Raw genomic sequence first — 17,592 nt, 5'->3', positions numbered from 1 at the left:
CTGCGGCTGCGCACGGTGGTCACGCCGCCGGCACTCGGCCGGGCCCGGTCCGCCACCACCCAGCACGCCCCGTCCTACACCCCGCCGCCGCAGCCGGGCCCGCACGCGCGCCCCGAACCCCCGGCGTCCGCACCCCCCACTGAACCCCGCCTCGCCGCCCGCCCCGGTTACCGAGGAGTTGATCATGGTGTCGTCTGGACGGAATGCGCTTGCCCCACCGGACAACACCATGATCAACCGGGGATGGCGAGGGTCGGCAGGCCGATACCGGCGGCATGGAGCAGCCAGTCGTGGCCGCCCAGGCCGGTCGGGTCGGTCACCTCGGCGGCGTGCGTGGCCGCGGCCAGCGCCCGCAGATACCCGGCCGGGTCGGCCGCCGCGTCCGCGAGCGGCGGCCGCTCCCCGGTGACACCCAGCGCGCGCAACGCCTCCCGTTGCCGTACCAGCGCGTCGCCCGGCACGAGCAACGAGTCCCAGGCCACGTGGGCGGTCAGGTCGGTCGAACCGTCCGGTACCGGCGGGACCTGCCGCCCGTGCCGGTAGCCGGTGAGCGTGCCCGGGTACGGGCGGGCGCCGGCGCGGTGCCCGTAGTCGACGGCGACCGCGACGCCGCGGACCAGCCGGGCGGTGGCGTCGGCCCAGGCGTCGTCGCGCGGATGGCCGATCTCGGCGCGCGCGCCCGGCTCGGTCAACGGCCAGTACCGGTCGAGCCAGCCGGCGTCGCGCCCGGTCACCGCCGGGCCGAGCGTCTCCGCGCCGGTCGACGGGTCGACCAGCACCAGCCGCGGCACCCCGTCCGCGTCGACCTCGGCCACGTCCACCGGCACGTTGTCCAGCCACTCGGTGGCCAGCAGCAGCCCGGTCACCCGGTCCGGCAGCTCTGTCCGCCATTCGACGGTCGACGGCAGCAGCCGGGGACGCCCGGCGAGTTCGACCCCGGTGTAGCGAACCCTGCCGGCCAGCTGCGCCGGAGTCCCGGCCGCCAGCGCGGTCAGCAGCTCGCCGCCGCCGGCGCCGAGATCCACCACGTCCAGCGGGTCCGGCCGGCCCAGCGCGGCATCCAGCCGTACCAGCAGGGTCCCGATCGCCCGGGCCATCGGTACCGTCTGCGCGCTGGTCCGGAAGTGCCCCGCCGGCCCGGCGCCCGCGGTGAAGAACCCGCCGTCGCCGTACAGCGCCGCGCGCATCGCCGTCCGCCACCGCACCCGGTCGTTCGTCTCCGCCATCCCGCCATCCTGCCGCCCGCGCCGCCCCGGGTGCTTCGTTCCGCGCCGTGCCGTCCCGGGTGCCGCGCGCCGTGCCGTCCCGGGCGCCGCGCGCCGCGCCGCCCCGGGTGCCGCGTTCGGCGCCGGGCCGTGCCGCGCGCTGGGCCGTTGCCGCCGGGGCGGCGACTCGGCCGGGGTCGTGGCGGGACGGTCGCGGTACCGGCACGTACCGTGGCAGTGGTGTTGGGGTGGATCAGGCGGGCATTTCGGCTGCCGCTGCGGTCGGTGGCGTTCGACGCGTTCGCCGCCGCGATCGTGGCCGCGCTCGCCGCGGTGGCCCTGCTCACCCACCACTGGTGGAGCGGGCTGATCGGCCTGGGTATGGCGGTCACGCTGCTGCCGCGCCGTCGCTGGTCGGTCCCGGTGTTCGCGGTGACCTGCGTGTTCGGGCTGCTCCAACTGATCGTCGCGGGCCGGCTCCAGGCGTACGACCTCGCCGTGCTGCTCGCGATGTACTCGGTGGTGAAGTACGCCGACCGGATGGGGTGGGCCTGGCTCGCCGCGGCGACGGTCGTGGTGGGCTGCGCGGTCTACGGGCTGACCGGCCAGGACGGCCCACCGGAGGCCTGGTACCGGCGCGGCGGGATGCTGCTGATCTTGGCGATTCCGGTCTGGCTCAGTGGCCTGGTGATGCGCACCCGCCGGCTCTACGTGCACAGCCTGGAGGAACGCGCCCGCACCGCCGAGCAGGAGCGCGACCAGCGGGCCCGGTTGGCCGTCGCCGACGAGCGCAGCCGCATCGCCCGCGAACTGCACGACGTGGTGGCGCACAGCCTCGCCGTGATGATCGCCCAGGCCGACGGCGCCTCGTACGCGCTCGCCGGCGACCCGGCCACCGCCCGGGACGCGGTGCGTACCGTCGCCGACACCGGTCGCGGTGCCCTCGCCGAGATGCGCCGGCTGGTCGCGGTGCTGCGCGAGCACGGCGTGGGGGATCCGGCCGCCGACCGCCGGACCGAACGGCTCGCCGACCTGTCCGGGCTGCTCGACGGGTTCCAGCGGGCCGGGCTGCGGGTCGCGGTGACCACCTCGGGGCAGCCCCGGCCGTTGCCGCACGGCATCGAACTCGCCGGGTACCGGATCGTCCAGGAGGCGCTGACGAACGTGCTCAAGCACGCCGGGGCGGGCACCGACACCGGCGTGGAGATCTCGTACCGGACGGAGTCGGTCACCGTCACCGTGGTCGACGGTGGCTCGCTCGACTCGGCGGTACCGGGCCCGGTACCCGGTGGCCACGGCCTGCTCGGTATGCGGGAACGCGTCGGGGTCTACGGCGGCACGTTCTCCGCCGGTCCGCGTCGCGGTGCACCCGGCTGGCGGGTCGCCGCCACCCTCCCCGTCCCGCCCGACGTCCCGGCGCCGGCCGGCACCGAGGACGCCGGTACCGAGGACGCCGATGCCGATGCCGATGCCGACGACGCCGGTACCGCGGCCGGCGGGGCGGACCGGCACGGTACGGTCGGCGCACGACCGGCGGCGGAAGGGCACGGGCACCGATGACGATCCGGGTGGTGTTGGTCGACGACCAGGAACTGGTCCGGGCCGGGTTCCGGATGGTGCTCGGCGCCCAGTCGGACATCGAGGTCGTCGGCGAGGCCGGCGACGGTGCGGCGGCGCTGGAGCTGCTCGACCGGGTCGCCGCCGACGTCGTGGTGATGGATCTGCGGATGCCGCTGCTGGACGGCGTCGAGACCACCCGCCGGCTGCTCGCCGACCCGCGTCGGGACCGTCCGCGGGTGCTCGCCCTCACCACGTTCGACACCGACGAGGACGCGTTCGCCGCGCTGCACGCCGGGGCGAGCGGGTTCCTGCTGAAGAACGTGCCGCCGGAGGACCTGCTCAGCGCGATCCGGGTGGTCGCCGCCGGCGACTCGGTGGTCGCGCCCCGGGTCACCCGCCGGCTGCTGGACCGGTTCGCCGGCGAGCTGACCACACCGCCGCGGCCCGACGCCCGGCTCGGCACCCTGACCGAGCGGGAACGCGAGGTGCTGCTGCTCGTCGCCGAGGGGCTCTCCAACGCCGAGATCGCCGAACGGTTGGTGGTCGCCGAGGCGACCGTCAAGACGCACGTCGGCCGCATCCTCACCAAGCTCGACCTGCGCGACCGCGTCCAGGCCGTCGTCCTCGCCTACGAAAGCGGCCTGGTCCGCCCCGGCACCTGAGCTGGCAGACCCTAGCGTCCGGACGCGAGCACCGCGTCGAGCAGGGCAGCGGGGCCGGAGCGGAACACGTCGACCGCCGGCAGGCCGGTCTCCTCGGACGCCTCGGCGAGCGCGTCGGCCGCCGCGGACTCGGACAGGTGGCCGGTGGCCAGCGCGATGGCGACCACCCGGGCGGCGGGGCCACCACCCCACCTCGTCGCCGCCTCGTTCATCGCCACCACCTCCGGCAGTGGCGGGATCGGCAGCGGCAGGTGGCCCAGTTCGCGGGCGCCCGCCCAGTGGCAGAGGACCAGCGCGTCCGGCGCGGCGCCGTGCAGCAGGCCGAGGCTGACCCCGGAGTACCAGGGGTGGTTGAGTGCGGCCTGCCCCTCGACGAAGACGAGGTCGTGCTCGTCGGTCGCCGCGCACACGTGCTGGTGCAGCAGGGTCGGCAGGAAGTCGGCCACCACGTGATCGGCGGGTACGCCGTCGCCGGCGATCAGGATGCCGGTCTGCCCGGTCGCGACGAACCGCGACGACAGGCCGCGGCGGGCCGCCTCGCGGTCGAGTTCGACCATCGTCGTCATCTTGCCCGCGTTGCAGTCGGACCCGACGGCGAGCACGGTACGGCTGCCCGGCCGGTGGGTGCGCCCGCCGGTACCGACCTGGACGTCCTGCTGCGGCGGTCGGCGCAGGTCCCAGATCCGCCGGCCGGCCCGGTCGGCGGCGGCGGCCAGCTCCGGATCGTCGCCGAGCTGGTGGTGCAGCCCGCAGACCACGTCGAGCTTCGCCTCGAACGCGGCGAGGATCCGGCCGCGCAGGCCGGCCGGGAGCGTCGACTGCATCGGTGAGATGCCCACCACGAAGGTGTCCGGCCGGTACCGCAGGGCCGCGTCCAGGCCGTCGACGACCGGGACCGGTGGCACCCGTGGATCGGCGGTGCGGTCCCGGGCGGTCCGCCCGCTGTGCGCACTGTCGATGACCGCCACCACGTCGTCGGACCGGTACCGCAGCACGCCGAGCGCGAGCTTGGGGCCCGTGCCGTCGAAGACGCCCTCGGCGTCGATCACCATCCGCATCGGTCGCCCCTTCCGGCACCAGCCTGCGCCGCCCGACACCCTATGGGGTGTCCTCGGCGCCAGCCACCCGCCCGGCCTGTCCGTACCCCTGGGCCGGGCCGGGTCTTCGCGCCGTGCCCCTTGGGTCGGGCCTTCGCGCCGTCCCCCTGGGCCAGGCTGGGTCTTCGTGCCGCGTCACCGGGCCGCCGGGCCGGGTCTTCGTGCCGCGCCACCGGGCGGCCGGGCCCGGCGGCGGAACGGCGCAGAACGCCCAGCATCGTGGAAACTCACCCACGGGTTCGGTTCTCGGGCCCGTGAACGATGCCACAAGCGGTGTCGGGCCCGTACCGGGGCGGGCAATACTTGCCCTGACCGGTACCCGTAGGAGGACTGGATCTTCGATGAACGTGGCACTACCAACCGGCCGAGGCCGGCGATGAGCCCGGGCGGCCCGAGCCCGCAGGACCGGCCGGGGCGGCTCGCGGTCGGCGTGATCGGCGCCGGGCGGGTCGGCTCGGTGCTGGCGGCGGCGCTGCTGCGGGCCGGCCATTCGGTGTCCGGCGCCACGGCGGTGTCCGCGGAGTCGGTGGCGCGGGTCGAGCGGCTGCTCCCCGGCACCCCGATCCTGCCGGCCGACGAGGTGGCGGCGTCCGCCGACCTGCTGCTGCTGGGGGTGCCGGACGACGCGCTGCGGGGGCTGGTCGACGGGCTGGCGGTGACCGACGCGTTCCGCACCGGCCAGCTGGTCGTGCACCCGAGCGGGGCGTACGGGATCGACGTGCTGGAGCCGGTGCTGGCGCACGGCGGGCTGCCGATGGCGCTGCACCCGGCGATGACCTTCACCGGGCGGCCGGAGGACCTGGACCGGCTGGCCGGCGTCTCGTTCGGGGTGACCGCGCCGGAGCCGTTGCGGCCGGCGGCGGAGGTCCTCGTGCTGGAGATGGGCGGCGAGCCGCAGTGGGTGGCCGAGGAGCACCGCCCGCTGTACCACGCGGCGCTGACGCACGGCGCGAACCACCTGGTGACCCTGGTGAACGAGGCGGTCGACCTGCTGCGGCAGGCCGGCGTGGTGCACCCAGAGCGGATGATCGCGCCGCTGCTGTCCGCCGCGCTGGACAACACGCTGCGGTTGGGCGACGCCGCGCTGACCGGTCCCGTCTCCCGCGGCGACGCCGGTACGGTGCGGCGGCACGTCGCCGCGGTCGGCGCGTCGGCACCGGATTCGGTGGCTGCCTACCTGGCCCTGGCCCGGCGCACGGCGGACCGGGCCATCGCGGCCGGCCGGCTGCGGCCGACCGACGCGGAGGCGTTGCTCGGCGTGCTGGCCGAGCGTGCCGATCGGGCCGGCTCATGATCGTGGCACGGGACAAGGACACCCTGCACAAGGTGCGCGACGGGCTGTCCGGCGTGGTCGGCGTGGTGATGACGATGGGCGCGCTGCACGACGGGCACCGGGCGCTGATCGAGGCGGCCCGCGCGCGGTGCGACGCGGTGCTGGTGACGATCTTCGTCAACCCGCTGCAGTTCGGCCCGAACGAGGACCTGGACCGCTACCCGCGGCCGCTGGACGACGACCTCGCGCTGTGCGAGCGGGCCGGCGTGGACGCGGTCTTCGCGCCGACCGAGGCGGAGATGTACCCGAGCTGGCCGCCGGCGGTGCGGGTGGATCCCGGCTCGCTCGGGCGCGAGCTGGAGGGCGCGAGCCGGCCAGGGTTCTTCGACGGGGTGCTGACCGTCGTGCTCAAGCTGCTGCACCTGACCGTGCCGCACGCGGTGTTCTTCGGCGAGAAGGACTACCAGCAGCTGGCGCTGGTTCGCCGGATGGTGCGCGACCTGGACGTGCGTACCGACGGGGTGCCGGTGCGGGTCGTCGGGGTGCCGACGATCCGGGAGCCGAACGGGTTGGCCCGCTCCAGCCGCAACTCGTACCTGTCCGGCCCCGACCGGGCCGCCGCGCTCGCGCTGTCCGCGGCGCTGCGGGCCGGCGCCGAGGCCGCGATCGACGGGCCGGAGCCGGCCCTGGCCGCGGCTCGGGCGGTGCTCGCCGCCGCGCCGGTCGAGGTGGACTACCTGGCGTTGACCGACCCCGACCTGGGGCCGGCACCCGAGGCCGGGCCGGGGCGGCTGCTCGTCGCTGCCCGGGTCGGTGGCACTCGGCTCATCGACAACCTGCACGTCGAACTACGGCCCGGTCACAAGCCGGCCGCGGCGCAGGAGTAGGGGAGACCATGTTCCGAACGATGCTCAAGTCGAAGATCCACCGGGCCACGGTGACGCAGGCGGACCTGCACTACGTGGGCTCGGTGACGATCGACGCCGACCTGATGGCCGCGGCGGACCTGCTCGAGGGCGAGCAGGTGTCCATTGTGGACATCACGAACGGCGCCCGGCTGGAGACGTACGTGATTCCCGGTGCGGCCGGGTCCGGCGTGATCGGCATCAACGGCGCGGCGGCGCACCTGGTGCACCCGGACGATCTGGTCATCATCATGGCCTACGCGGCGATGGACGAGACGCAGTCCCGGGAGTACGAGCCGCACATCGTGCACGTGGACCGGGACAACCGGATCATCGAGCTGGGCAGCGACCCGGCCGCCGCGCCGGCCGGCATCGTCGGCGATCCGATGCCCGGCAACCTGGCCACCGCGTCCACCGCGGACGTCCGGTGACCGCCCCGGCCGCAGCGCTGCGGCAGCTTGCGGTGCCGCACCGGCTCGCGGCGAGCGACCCGGGCTGGACCGACGAGACCGACGTCTGCGTGATCGGTTCCGGCGTCGCCGGCCTGACCGCGGCGCTGCACGCCCGGCAGGCCGGCCTGCGGGTCACCGTGGTGACCAAGGAACGCATCGACGACGGTTCGACGAGGTGGGCGCAGGGCGGCATCGCCGCCGTGCTGGACCCGCACGACACGCCGGCCGCGCACGCCGAGGACACCCACATCGCCGGTGTCGGGCTGTGCGATCCGGCGGCGGTCGACGTTCTGGTGACCGAGGGGCCGGCGCGGGTCCGCGAGCTGATCCGGTTCGGTGCCGAGTTCGACCGCAACGACGACGGGTCGCTGGCCCTGACCCGGGAGGGCGGCCACCACGCGAACCGGATCGTGCACGCCGGCGGTGACGCCAGCGGCGCCGAGGTGCAGCGCGCGCTGCACGCCGCGGTACGCCGGGATCCGTGGATCAAGATGGTGGAGCACGCGCTGGTGCTCGACCTGCTGACCGATCGGACCGGCCGGGCCGCCGGGGTGACCCTGCACGTGCTGGACGAGGGCAGTCCGGACGGCGTCGGCGCGATCCTGGCCCGCGCCGTGGTGCTCGCCACCGGCGGCATGGGCCAGGTGTTCGCGGCCACCACGAACCCGGTGGTGTCCACCGGGGACGGGGTGGGTCTGGCGCTGCGCGCCGGTGCCGCGGTCACCGACCTGGAGTTCCTGCAGTTCCACCCGACCGCGCTGTACCTCGGGGGCCGGGATGCGCTGGCGCAGCAGCCGCTGGTGTCCGAGGCGCTGCGCGGTGAGGGCGGGCACCTGGTCGACGCGGCCGGCAACCGTTTCATGGTGGGCCGGCACGAGCTGGCGGAGCTGGCGCCGCGGGACGTGGTGGCGAAGAACATCGTCCGCACCATGCTGGCGCAGAACGTCGAGCACGTGTTCCTGGACGCCCGGCATCTGGGCCGGGAGATGCTGGAGCGTCGGTTCCCGACGATCACCGCGCGCTGCCGGCAGGCCGGCATCGACCCGGTGACCGACCCGATCCCGGTGGCACCGGCGGCGCACTACGCGCCGGGTGGGGTGCGCACCGACCTGTCCGGCCGCACCAGCGTGCCCGGCCTGTACGCGTGCGGCGAGGTGGCGTGCACCGGCGTGCACGGCGCGAACCGGCTCGCGTCCAACTCGCTGCTGGAGGCGCTGGTGTTCTCCGCCCGGATCTGCGCGGACCTGACCCGCGACCTGCCACCGCAGGCGGATCCGGTGCCGGGCGAGGGTGCCGCGTGGGCGGTCGACCCGTCGGTACGGGAACGGTTGCAGAAGACGATGTCCCGGGGTGCCGGCGTGCTGCGCAGCGGCGAGTCGCTGGCCGCGACGGCGGCCGAGCTGGCCGAGCTGGCCGAGTCCCGGGCGCCGGCGTCGGCGCCGGCCTGGGAGGCGACGAACCTGGTGACCGTCGCCGGCACGTTGCTGGCCGCCGCGTCCAGCCGCCGGGAGACCCGCGGCTGCCACTGGCGGGAGGACTTCGCCGACGCGGACCCGGCATGGTTGGGCCACCTGGTCGCCACCATCGGTCCGGGCGGCCGGATCGCCCAGACCTTCGAGGAGTCGCGGTGACCACCGTCGTACTGGGACAGTCCATCGTGGACTACGTCGCCGCGGCCGGGCTGGATCCCGATCTGGTGTCGGACACGGTGCGGCGCGCGCTGGCCGAGGATCTCGGGCCGGACGGGCTGGATGTGACCAGCGTGGCGACGATCCCGGCCGAGCAGCTGGACGTCGCCGACGTGGTGGCCCGGGCGGACGGGGTGGTGGCCGGGCTGCCGGTCGCCGCCGCAGTGTTCGACCTGGCCTCGGCCGGCGCGACGAGCTTCCAGGCGAAGGTGGCGGAGGGCGCGGCGGTGCGCCGCGGCGACGTGCTGGCCGAGGTGGTGGGCCCGGCTCGGGCGCTGCTGACCGCCGAACGTACCGCGCTCAACCTGCTGTGCCGGGCGAGCGGGGTGGCCACCCACACCCGGCGCTGGGCGGACGCGCTGGCCGGTACCGGCGCGACCGTGCTGGACACCCGCAAGACCACACCCGGCCTGCGGTTCCTGGAGAAGTACGCGGTGCGGGCCGGTGGCGGCACGAACAAGCGGATGGGCCTGTACGACGTCGCGATGATCAAGGACAACCACGTGGTCGCGGCCGGCGGCATCACCGCCGCGTACCGGCGGGTGCGGGAGCGGTTCCCGGACGTGCCGGTGCAGGTCGAGGTGACCACGGTCGACGAGGCACTGGAGGCGGTCGAGGCCGGCGCCGGCTTCCTGCTGTGCGACAACATGTCCACCGACCTGCTGCGCGAGGTGGTGGCCGCGGTCGACGGCCGGGCCGAGCTGGAGGCGACCGGCGGACTGACCCTGGACGTGGCGGCGGACTACGGCGCGACCGGCGTCGACTACCTGTCGGTGGGCGCGCTGACGCACTCCTCGCCGATCCTGGACATCGCCCTGGATCTGCGCCCCCGTACGGCCGACGCCGGGGTCCGCTGATGCTGCTCGCCATCGATGTCGGGAACACCAACACCGTGCTCGCCACGTTCGACGGGGAGGTGCTGACCCGGTCGTGGCGGATCAAGACCGACAGCCGCAACACCGCGGACGAGCTGGCGCTGACCATCCGGGGCCTGCTGGACGGGGCGAAGATCACCGGCATCGCGGCCTGCTCGACGGTGCCGGCGGTGCTGCACGAGCTGCGGCTGATGTTCGCGGGCTACTACCCCCAGGTGCCGGTGGTGGTGGTCGAGCCCGGCGTGCGGACCGGCGTGCAGCTGACCTACAACAACCCGCGCGAGGTCGGTACCGACCGGGTGATGAACACGCTCGCCGCGCACACCCTGTACGGCGGTCCGACGGTGGTGGTCGACTTCGGCACCTCGACCAGCTTCGACGTGGTGAGCGCGCGCGGCGAGTTCCTCGGTGGGGCGCTGGCGCCGGGCGTGGAGATCTCCGCGGACGCGCTCGCCGCGCGGGCCGCGCAGCTGGTCAAGGTGGAGCTGACCCGGCCGCCGCGGGCGGTCGGCAAGAACACCGTCGAGGCGCTGCAGTCCGGCATCCTGTACGGCTTCGCCGGGCAGGTGGACGGCATCGTCGGCCGGATCGCGGCCGAGGTGGGTGAGTTGCGCGCGGTGGTGGCGACCGGCGGGCTGGCGCCGCTGATCGTCGGCGAGTGCCGCACCGTCACCCACCACGAGCCGCACCTGACCCTCATCGGCCTGCGCCTGGTGCACGCCAAGAACGCCTGACCCCGCGCGGCGACCGGGACCGCGGCGGCGGCGACCGGGACCGGGGCGGCGGCGACCGGGACCGGGGCGGCGACGGGGGCCGCGGCGCGATGTCCCCTCCCGTACCCATCGACGTCCATGCATTGATTTCGGCGGTTTGTCGTCCTTACCATCATCCGGACGTGTTCCACCAGTTGCGGACCTTCCGCCCGCCCGGCGGGTCCCCACTCTGAAGGAGTCTGGATGGACGACACCACCCCTCGCCCGCGCCGCCTGGCGCTCGTACTGGCCGCCGCCGGCGCACTCGTCGCCGGCGTGCTGGCCGCCACCCCGGCCACGGCCGCAGCCGCGCAGCCGGCCACCGGTACCACCACCATCGGAGCCCGCGCGTTCGGCTGCGCCACCGCGCAACCAGGCCGGATGTCCTGCCTCGGCAGGTTCGCGCCGCGCCGGGTACGCACCCGCGGCGGCCGGCCGGTCGCGCCGGCGACCACCGGCAGCCCCAGCACCGTCGGGCTCACCCCGGCACAGCTGGTCGACGCGTACGGCCTGGGCGGCGCCGACGCCGCCGGCCGCACCGTGGCCATCGTCGACGCGTACGACGCGCCCACCGCCGAGGCGGACCTCGCCAGCTACCGCTCCGCGTACGGGCTGCCGGCCTGCACGACCGCGAACGGCTGCTTCCGCAAGGTGAACCAGAGCGGCGCGGCGAGCCCGCTGCCGGCCGGCGACTACGGCTGGGCCGAGGAGATCTCGCTGGACCTGGACATGGTCTCCGCGGTCTGCCCGTCCTGCCACATCCTGCTGGTGGAGGCGAACTCGGCGGACACCGACTCGCTCGGCGCCGCCGAGGACACCGCGGCCACCGCGAGCGGCGTCGTCGCCGTCTCGAACAGCTGGGGTGGCACCGAGGACGCCACCGAACTCGACGCGGACGGCCACTTCCGGCACCCCGGGGTGGCGATCACCGCCAGCTCCGGCGACTCCGGGTACGGCGTCTCCTGGCCGGCCGCCTCGCCCTACGTGACGGCCGTCGGCGGTACCAGCCTGAGCACCGCCAGCAACGCCCGGGGCTGGAGCGAGACCGCCTGGTCCGGCGCCGGTTCCGGTTGCTCGACGCAGGAGGCGAAGCCGTCCTGGCAGCACGACAGCGGCTGCGCGAAGCGCAGCGTCGCCGACGTGTCCGCGGTCGCCGACCCGAACACCGGTGTCGCCGTGTACGACACGTACAACAGCTGCGGCACCAGCTCGTGGTGCGACCTGCTGCTGTCGCTGGGGCTGGCGCAGGGCGCGGACGGTTGGGTGCAGGTCGGCGGTACCAGCGCCTCGTCGCCGATCATCGCGTCGGTGTTCGCGCTGGCCGGGAACACCGGCTCGATCGACCAGTCGTACCCGTACGCGCACGCGTCGGCGCTGAACGACGTGACCAGCGGCAGCAACGGCAGTTGCGGTGGCAGCTACCTGTGCACCGCGGGCGCCGGGTACGACGGCCCGACCGGTCTCGGCACCCCGAACGGCACCGGCGCCTTCTGACCGGTACCGCCTCCGCGGGGCGCGCCAGCCACCGGCGCGCCCCGCCCGGCCCGATCGCCGTGGTGCCCGCGGCCGACGGGCGCCGTTCCGCCTGTTGCCGGGCCGGGCTCGGTCCGACTGCCGGCGCCTGCCGCCGGTGCGGCCGGACCCCGCCCGATCGCCGGGCGCCCGCGGCCGACGTGCGGGCTGCCGTTCCCGCGAACCCGAGGTGCCCGTCGCGTGTGTCAGGCTCGGGCGGCGCGGTAGGCGGCGGCGTCGGCCCGGTACCGCTGGTGTTCGGCGCGGTGGTCCGGGATCTGGTCGGCGGCACCGGCGAAGCGCGCCAGGCCCTCGCCCGCGGCCACGGCGAGCGGCGCGGACCGCGCCCACATCCGCCGTTCGTAGCCGGCGAGTGCGGTCTCGGCAGGCCGGGTGGCGATCGCGGTGGCCAACTCGGCCGCGTCGAGCAGGGCGAGGTTCGCGCCCCAGCCGCCGAGCGGCGGCATCACGTGTGCGGCATCGCCGACCAGCGTGACGCCGGGCCGGTGTGGCCAGGTCAGCCCCGCTGGCAGGGCGTGGATCGGTCGGTGCAGGTATCCGGCGTCGGTGTCGGTCAGCAGCGGTCGGAAGCGGGCGTCCCACCCGTCGTACGCGTCGAGCAGGTACCGCCGGACCGCCGCCTCGTCGTCCGCGGCGATCCCGGCGCGCCGCGGCCAGTCCGCCTCGATCCGCATGCTGAGGTAGCAGCGGATCTGCCCGCCGCTGTTGCGTTGCGCGACGATGGCCCGCCCGGCGCCGTCGTGGGCGAACAGGTGACCGGCGCCGACCAGCGCCGCGATCGCCGGATGCCGGGCCGTCACGTCGTCGAACCGCACCTCGACGAACGACACCCCGCTGTACGCCGGGGTCGCCCCGGTGACCAGCGGCCGGACCCGGGACCAGGCGCCGTCGGCGCCGACCACGAGATCGGCGTCCGCGTGGCCGCCGTCGGTGAACCGCAGCCGGTACCCGTCGCCCGCCGGATCGACCCGGGCCAGCCGGTGTCCGAAGTGGACGGTGTCGGCGGGCAGGCTGTCGGCGAGCAGCCGGCGCAGCTGGCCGCGGTCGATCTCCGGCGCGGCGTCGTCGTCGGCGTCCGGCACGAACGCGGCGAGTTCGGTGCCGTGCTGGTCGACCCGCCGCTTCGCCTGGTCCTCGTACCGGGCGAGCGCGGTGAACGCGTCCAGCAGGCCCGCGTCGGCGAGCGCGATCTGGCCGGTGTCGGCGTGCATGTCGAGGCTGCCGCCGGCGTCCCGGGAGGACAGCGACGGGTCCGCGTCGTACACGGTGGCGGGGATGCCGTACCGGTACAGCATGCGGGCGCACATCAGGCCGGCCGGCCCGGCGCCGACGATCGCGAGGCGGGGTCCGGCGGTCCTGCGGGGTCCGGCAGTGTTGCGGGGTTCGGTGGTGTTGCGGGGTTCGGTGCTCATGGCGGCCCTCCTTCGGTGGCGACGATTGACTTGCCGCTCGGTAAGTAGGACGCTAGCTGAACGGTCGCTCGGTAAGCAACTATGCTGGACCCGGTGCGAGGAGGGTCATGACCGGACGCGACCGGCGCAGCGGCGCCGACACCCGCGCGCGGATCCAGCGCGTCGCGCGGCAACTGTTCACCGAGAAGGGGTACGAGGCGACCTCGACCCGTGACCTGACCGAGGCGCTGGGCCTGACCAGGTCGTCGCTCTACTACCACTTCCGGAACAAGGAGGAGATCCTCGCCAGCCTGGTCGAGGAGCGCCGCCGCGACCTCGACGAGCTGATCGCCTGGGTCCGCGAACAGCCGCCCGGCCCCGACCTGGCGCGCCGGACGGCGCTGCGCTGGCTCGCCGGTACCACCCCCGAGCACCTGGCGACGATGCGGCTCGCGCACGCCAACCAGCCGGTGATGCGGCGGATCACCGGGCACGGTACCGACGTGGTGGGCGGCTTCGATGAGCTGATCGACCTGCTCGCCGGCGAGCACGCCGACCCGCAGGGCCGGATCCTGCTGCGGATGACGTTCGACACGGTCCGGGCGGCGCTGCTCGCCGCCCCGGCCGGCGTCGACCCGGCCGATGTGCTCGCCGCCGCCCGCCGCGCCAGCCTCGCCCTCGGCGCCGCCGTCGCCGACCCGCCGCCGGACGCCGACCAGAGCCGTTGATCATGGCGTTGTCCGGGCGGGGAAGCGCTTACCGATCGGATGACGCCATGATCAACATGGCGGAGCGGGGCAGCGAAGTCGGCCGCGGGGCCGAGGCTCAGCGGCGGGCGGCGCGGAAGGCGGAGGTCAGGTACGGCATCGGGAACCGGTCCCGACCGCGCAGGTCGGGATGCGTCGCGCACAGCTGCCGGACCTCGCGTTCCAGCCGGTCGCGCTCGGCCGGCGCCGCGGTCAGGTAGTGCGAGCGGGAGCTGATCAGCGCGACCAGCAGGTCCGGTGAGGACGGCACCTCGTGCCGGAAGTCGGCCCGCTGCACCGGCCCGAACAGCTCGTCCGGCAGCTCCGGCGGGATCACGTCCTCGCCGCCGACGATCCCGGACAGTTGCGCCACCCAGTCGACGCCGGTGTCCCGGTGGTTCCAGATCGGCGCGAACACCCCGCCCGGCACCAGTACCCGGGCGATCTCCGGGTGCGCCACCGCCGGGTCGAACCAGTGGTACGACTGCGCCGCGACCACGGCGTCGACGCTCGCGTCCGGCACCGGTACCGACTCGGCGGAGCCGGCCGGCGTCGCCGCCCCGGGCACCCGCGACGCGAGTCTGGCGCGCATCCCCGGATCCGGCTCGACCGCGATCACCTGGTGTCCGGCGGCGACCAGTTGGCGGGTGAAGATGCCCGTACCGGCGCCGAGATCGACCACCCGTCGCGGCGCCGGGCCGACCATCCAGCCGATCGCCGCGGCCGGGTACGTCGGGCGCACCTCGTCGTACAGGTCGGCGGCGGGGCCGAAGGACAACCGGTGGCTGTCCCGGATCTCGGGTTCCATGGCGGCAACGCTACCGGCGTGGTGCACCACCATCGAGCCGCTGCCGGAGGCCCTCGCGGGTTCTTCACCAGGTCTGCACGCCGGCCGCTTGCCGGCGTGGCCGGGACGACTCGTTACGCTGAGCGTTGCGTGTCACCGACCCACCGAACAGAGAGTTGCCGTGAGTACCGACGAGCCGCGCAGCGCAGACGAGCAGGACGAGCTTCCCGAGCAGATGCGGGTCCGTCGGGAGAAGCGGGCCAAGATGCTCTCCGACGGGGTCGAGCCGTATCTGCTGGGTTTTCCCCGCACCGCGACCCTCGCCGAGGTGCGCGACAAGTACGGCGATCTGCCGCCGGACACCACGACCGGGGACAAGGTGGCGGTGGCCGGCCGGGTGATCTTCATCCGCAACACCGGCAAGCTGTGCTTCGCCACCCTCCGCGCCGGTGACGGGACGGAACTGCAGGCGATGCTGTCCGCCGCCGAGGTGGGCAAGGAGTCGCTGGACGAGTGGAAGCGGCTGGTGGATCTGGGCGACCACGTCGGCGTCGAGGGCGAGGTGATCACCAGCCGGCGCGGCGAGCTGTCCGTTTTCGCGAGTCGCTGGCAGATCACCTCGAAGGCGTTGCGGCCGTTGCCGGTCGCGCACAAGCCGATGTCGGAGGAGGCGCGGGTCCGGCAGCGCTACGTCGACCTGATCATGCGCCCGCAGGCCCGGGAGACGGTGCGCACCCGGGCGAACGTGGTCCGCAGCCTGCGCGAAACGCTGCACGAGCGCGGTTTCGTCGAGGTCGAGACGCCGATGCTGCAGCCGTTGCACGGTGGAGCGACCGCGCGACCGTTTGTCACCCATTCGAATGCGCTCGATATCGATCTGTATCTACGGATCGCGCCGGAGCTCTATCTCAAGCGCGCGGCGGTCGGCGGAATCGAGAAGGTCTTCGAGATCAACCGCAACTTCCGGAACGAAGGCGTGGACTCCTCGCACTCGCCGGAGTTCGCCATGCTGGAGTTCTATGAGGCTTATGGGAACTATGACACGGTGGCCGATCTGACCCAGGAGCTGGTGGTGCGCGCCGCGCTTGCGGTGCACGGCACCACGATGGTCACCCATCACGACGGCACCGAGTTCGACCTCGGTGGGGAATGGCGTCGGGTCAGCATGTACGGGGCGCTGTCCGACGCGCTGGGTGAAGAGGTGACGCCGGCCACCGGGCACGCCCAGCTGGTGACGTACGCACAGGCGCACGAAATTGCCGTGGATCCGGCCTGGGGGCCGGGAAGCTCGCCGAGGAGCTGTTCGACGAGTTGGTCGCCGATCGTCTCGTCGAACCGACCTTCGTCCGCGACTATCCGGTCGAGACCTCGCCGTTGGTGCGTCCGCACCGCGACCTCCCGGGCGTGGTGGAGAAGTGGGATCTCTACGTGCAGGGATTCGAGCTCGGGACCGGTTACTCGGAGCTGGTCGACCCGGTCGTGCAGCGGGAACGGCTGACCGCGCAGTCACTGCTCGCGGCCGGCGGCGACCCCGAGGCGATGCAGCTGGACGAGGACTTCCTGCGCGCTCTCGAATACGGTATGCCGCCGACCGGTGGGGTCGGAATGGGGATTGACCGGCTGCTGATGGCGCTCACCGGTCTCGGCATCCGAGAAACCATCCTGTTCCCACTCGTCCGCCCGGAGTAGCGGGCCGGCTACCGTGCCGGACGGCGAACCGGTCATTGCGTGCGGCACGGGGTAAAGCAGCATGGTCGGCGTCCGGGTAATCTCTTCGGTTTTTGCCCGATGACGTATTCGTCGGGTCGATGAGTTATTGTTTTCTCCGAGCTCGGCAATCAACCACCAGAAGGGATCGCGCTGTGGCGCAGAAGGTACAGGTCCTCCTCGTCGACGACCTGGACGGCGGGGAAGCCGCGGAGACCGTGAAGTTCGGCCTGGACGGCATGAACTACGAGATCGACCTTTCCGATTCCAACGCCCAGGGCCTGCGTGACGCGCTCGCGACGTACGTCGGGAAGGCTCGCAAGCTCGGCCGTGGTGGGGTGGCTCGCAGCGGCGCCGCGCCGCGAAATCGTGGCACCTCCTCGGCGGCCAGCGACCGCGAGCAGAATCGCGCCATCCGCGAGTGGGCAAAGCGTAAAGGCTTGGATATCTCCGATCGCGGACGCATTTCCGCCGACATCGTGGAGCGTTACCATGCGGAGGCCGGTCGCTGAGTCGACCGCACCGCAGCCCGACCGCGGCCCGGACACCGATCGGTGTCCGGGCCGCGTGGCTGTCCGGGCGAGGTGGTGTTCGGGCCGGGCCGCGTGGCTGTCCGGGCCGCGTGGCTGTTCGGGCGAGGTGGTGTTCGGGCCGCGTCGCCGCTCCCGGCGGGTGGCGGTGCCCGGCGCAATGATCACTCGACGTTCTGAGACGAGTTCGAACGGTGACCTTGACCACCGTGGCCGGTCCGCCCGGCCGGTGGCCCGGCCGGCCGCGACCGGGTGAACGGGTCGCGCCGGGCAGGTTCCCGGCGCCGTCGGCGGCGCGCCGATTTCGCTCTTGGCGTACAGCCGCGTCGGGCCGGAACAGCCCGGCCCTGCGCCTGGTTGACTCAAAGGTCCTGTACACCGGCACAGTCACGACCGACCGGCCGTGTCCCGTGGTTGGTTTGGCGGGGG

15 protein-coding genes and 1 pseudogene are annotated in these 17,592 nt (G+C 74.1%); 12 read left to right on the top strand and 4 right to left on the bottom strand.

Going from position 1 to position 17,592, the window contains the following annotated elements; genetic code table 11:
- Positions 1-233 precede the first annotated feature (233 nt).
- On the bottom strand, positions 234-1,226 hold the full coding sequence (locus Athai_RS34495) for an SAM-dependent methyltransferase (protein ID WP_239157211.1): 993 nt from the start codon (positions 1,224-1,226) through the stop codon (positions 234-236).
- A 264-nt stretch (positions 1,227-1,490) separates the two neighbouring features.
- Here Athai_RS34495 and Athai_RS27780 point away from each other — a divergent pair, with 264 nt between their 5' ends.
- Both Athai_RS27780 and Athai_RS27775 read left to right on the top strand, forming a co-directional pair.
- Positions 1,491-2,765: a sensor histidine kinase gene (locus Athai_RS27780; RefSeq protein ID WP_239157210.1), complete on the top strand. Its 1,275-nt coding sequence runs from the start codon at positions 1,491-1,493 to the stop codon at positions 2,763-2,765.
- Complete coding sequence (locus Athai_RS27775) at positions 2,762-3,427, top strand: response regulator (RefSeq protein ID WP_203964212.1); 666 nt, start codon at positions 2,762-2,764, stop codon at positions 3,425-3,427. Before Athai_RS27780 ends, Athai_RS27775 begins: the two co-directional genes overlap by 4 nt.
- Before the next feature lie 11 nt (positions 3,428-3,438).
- Here Athai_RS27775 and Athai_RS27770 read toward each other — a convergent pair whose 3' ends face one another.
- Entirely contained in the window at positions 3,439-4,485 is a 1,047-nt protein-coding gene (locus Athai_RS27770) for a DUF1611 domain-containing protein (protein WP_203964211.1), read from the bottom strand.
- 415 nt (positions 4,486-4,900) lie between these two features.
- On the opposite strand from Athai_RS27770, the gene Athai_RS27765 reads away from it, so the two are divergent.
- The 7 genes from Athai_RS27765 (at position 4,901) to Athai_RS27735 (ending at position 11,963) form a co-directional block, all read left to right on the top strand.
- Positions 4,901-5,818 carry a Rossmann-like and DUF2520 domain-containing protein gene (locus tag Athai_RS27765; protein ID WP_203964210.1) on the top strand — a complete coding sequence of 306 codons (918 nt, stop codon included), beginning with the start codon at positions 4,901-4,903 and terminating at the stop codon, positions 5,816-5,818.
- Positions 5,815-6,684 (top strand): pantoate--beta-alanine ligase, encoded by an 870-nt coding sequence (panC, locus tag Athai_RS27760; protein ID WP_203964209.1) that lies wholly within the window; start codon positions 5,815-5,817, stop codon positions 6,682-6,684. The genes Athai_RS27765 and panC overlap by 4 nt, the downstream gene beginning before the upstream one ends.
- 8 nt (positions 6,685-6,692) lie before the next feature.
- Positions 6,693-7,133, top strand: coding sequence for an aspartate 1-decarboxylase (gene panD / locus Athai_RS27755; protein ID WP_203964208.1), 441 nt, complete (start codon positions 6,693-6,695; stop codon positions 7,131-7,133).
- Positions 7,130-8,785: an L-aspartate oxidase gene (locus tag Athai_RS27750; RefSeq protein WP_239157209.1), complete on the top strand. Its 1,656-nt coding sequence runs from the start codon at positions 7,130-7,132 to the stop codon at positions 8,783-8,785. The genes panD and Athai_RS27750 overlap by 4 nt, the downstream gene beginning before the upstream one ends.
- An 11-nt stretch (positions 8,786-8,796) precedes the next feature.
- Positions 8,797-9,699, top strand: coding sequence for a carboxylating nicotinate-nucleotide diphosphorylase (gene nadC, locus Athai_RS27745; protein WP_420829850.1), 903 nt, complete (start codon positions 8,797-8,799; stop codon positions 9,697-9,699).
- Positions 9,699-10,451 carry a type III pantothenate kinase gene (locus Athai_RS27740; RefSeq protein ID WP_203964206.1) on the top strand — a complete coding sequence of 251 codons (753 nt, stop codon included), beginning with the start codon at positions 9,699-9,701 and terminating at the stop codon, positions 10,449-10,451. Before nadC ends, Athai_RS27740 begins: the two co-directional genes overlap by 1 nt.
- A 222-nt stretch (positions 10,452-10,673) precedes the next feature.
- Positions 10,674-11,963: a S53 family peptidase gene (locus tag Athai_RS27735; RefSeq protein WP_203964205.1), complete on the top strand. Its 1,290-nt coding sequence runs from the start codon at positions 10,674-10,676 to the stop codon at positions 11,961-11,963.
- Between the two features lie 224 nt (positions 11,964-12,187).
- Here Athai_RS27735 and Athai_RS27730 read toward each other — a convergent pair whose 3' ends face one another.
- The gene (locus Athai_RS27730) at positions 12,188-13,414 is read right to left on the bottom strand and encodes an FAD-dependent oxidoreductase (protein WP_203964204.1); all 1,227 of its coding nucleotides are present in this window, start codon (positions 13,412-13,414) and stop codon (positions 12,188-12,190) included.
- Between the two features lie 107 nt (positions 13,415-13,521).
- Here Athai_RS27730 and Athai_RS34490 point away from each other — a divergent pair, with 107 nt between their 5' ends.
- Complete coding sequence (locus tag Athai_RS34490) at positions 13,522-14,121, top strand: TetR/AcrR family transcriptional regulator (RefSeq protein ID WP_239157208.1); 600 nt, start codon at positions 13,522-13,524, stop codon at positions 14,119-14,121.
- A gap of 97 nt (positions 14,122-14,218) precedes the next feature.
- On the opposite strand, the gene Athai_RS27720 is transcribed toward Athai_RS34490, so the two are convergent.
- On the bottom strand, positions 14,219-14,947 hold the full coding sequence (locus Athai_RS27720; protein ID WP_203964203.1) for a class I SAM-dependent methyltransferase: 729 nt from the start codon (positions 14,945-14,947) through the stop codon (positions 14,219-14,221).
- A 214-nt stretch (positions 14,948-15,161) separates the two neighbouring features.
- Here Athai_RS27720 and lysS point away from each other — a divergent pair.
- Together lysS and Athai_RS27710 are read left to right on the top strand one after the other, a co-directional pair.
- Positions 15,162-16,615 (top strand): annotated as a pseudogene (gene lysS / locus Athai_RS27715) (lysine--tRNA ligase).
- Between the two features lie 173 nt (positions 16,616-16,788).
- On the top strand, positions 16,789-17,145 hold the full coding sequence (locus Athai_RS27710) for a histone-like nucleoid-structuring protein Lsr2 (protein ID WP_203964202.1): 357 nt from the start codon (positions 16,789-16,791) through the stop codon (positions 17,143-17,145).
- Positions 17,146-17,592 lie beyond the last annotated feature (447 nt).

Origin of the sequence: Actinocatenispora thailandica, from assembly GCF_016865425.1 — a bacterium.
GTDB classification, from domain to species: Bacteria; Actinomycetota; Actinomycetes; order Mycobacteriales; family Micromonosporaceae; genus Actinocatenispora; species Actinocatenispora thailandica.
This window is presented reverse-complemented; position numbering and strand designations above follow the sequence as displayed.

What these genes read in the sequence shown, in the direction of transcription:
- Athai_RS34495 (WP_239157211.1), bottom strand. Translation starts at nt 1,226, where the DNA reads ATGGCGGAGACGAACGACCGGGTGCGGTGGCGGACGGCGATGCGCGCG.
- Athai_RS27775 (WP_203964212.1), top strand. Translation starts at nt 2,762, where the DNA reads ATGACGATCCGGGTGGTGTTGGTCGACGACCAGGAACTGGTCCGGGCC.
- Athai_RS27770 (WP_203964211.1), bottom strand. Translation starts at nt 4,485, where the DNA reads ATGCGGATGGTGATCGACGCCGAGGGCGTCTTCGACGGCACGGGCCCC.
- Athai_RS27765 (WP_203964210.1), top strand. Translation starts at nt 4,901, where the DNA reads ATGAGCCCGGGCGGCCCGAGCCCGCAGGACCGGCCGGGGCGGCTCGCG.
- panC (WP_203964209.1), top strand. Translation starts at nt 5,815, where the DNA reads ATGATCGTGGCACGGGACAAGGACACCCTGCACAAGGTGCGCGACGGG.
- panD (WP_203964208.1), top strand. Translation starts at nt 6,693, where the DNA reads ATGTTCCGAACGATGCTCAAGTCGAAGATCCACCGGGCCACGGTGACG.
- Athai_RS27740 (WP_203964206.1), top strand. Translation starts at nt 9,699, where the DNA reads ATGCTGCTCGCCATCGATGTCGGGAACACCAACACCGTGCTCGCCACG.
- Athai_RS27735 (WP_203964205.1), top strand. Translation starts at nt 10,674, where the DNA reads ATGGACGACACCACCCCTCGCCCGCGCCGCCTGGCGCTCGTACTGGCC.
- Athai_RS27730 (WP_203964204.1), bottom strand. Translation starts at nt 13,414, where the DNA reads ATGAGCACCGAACCCCGCAACACCACCGAACCCCGCAACACTGCCGGA.
- Athai_RS34490 (WP_239157208.1), top strand. Translation starts at nt 13,522, where the DNA reads ATGACCGGACGCGACCGGCGCAGCGGCGCCGACACCCGCGCGCGGATC.
- Athai_RS27720 (WP_203964203.1), bottom strand. Translation starts at nt 14,947, where the DNA reads ATGGAACCCGAGATCCGGGACAGCCACCGGTTGTCCTTCGGCCCCGCC.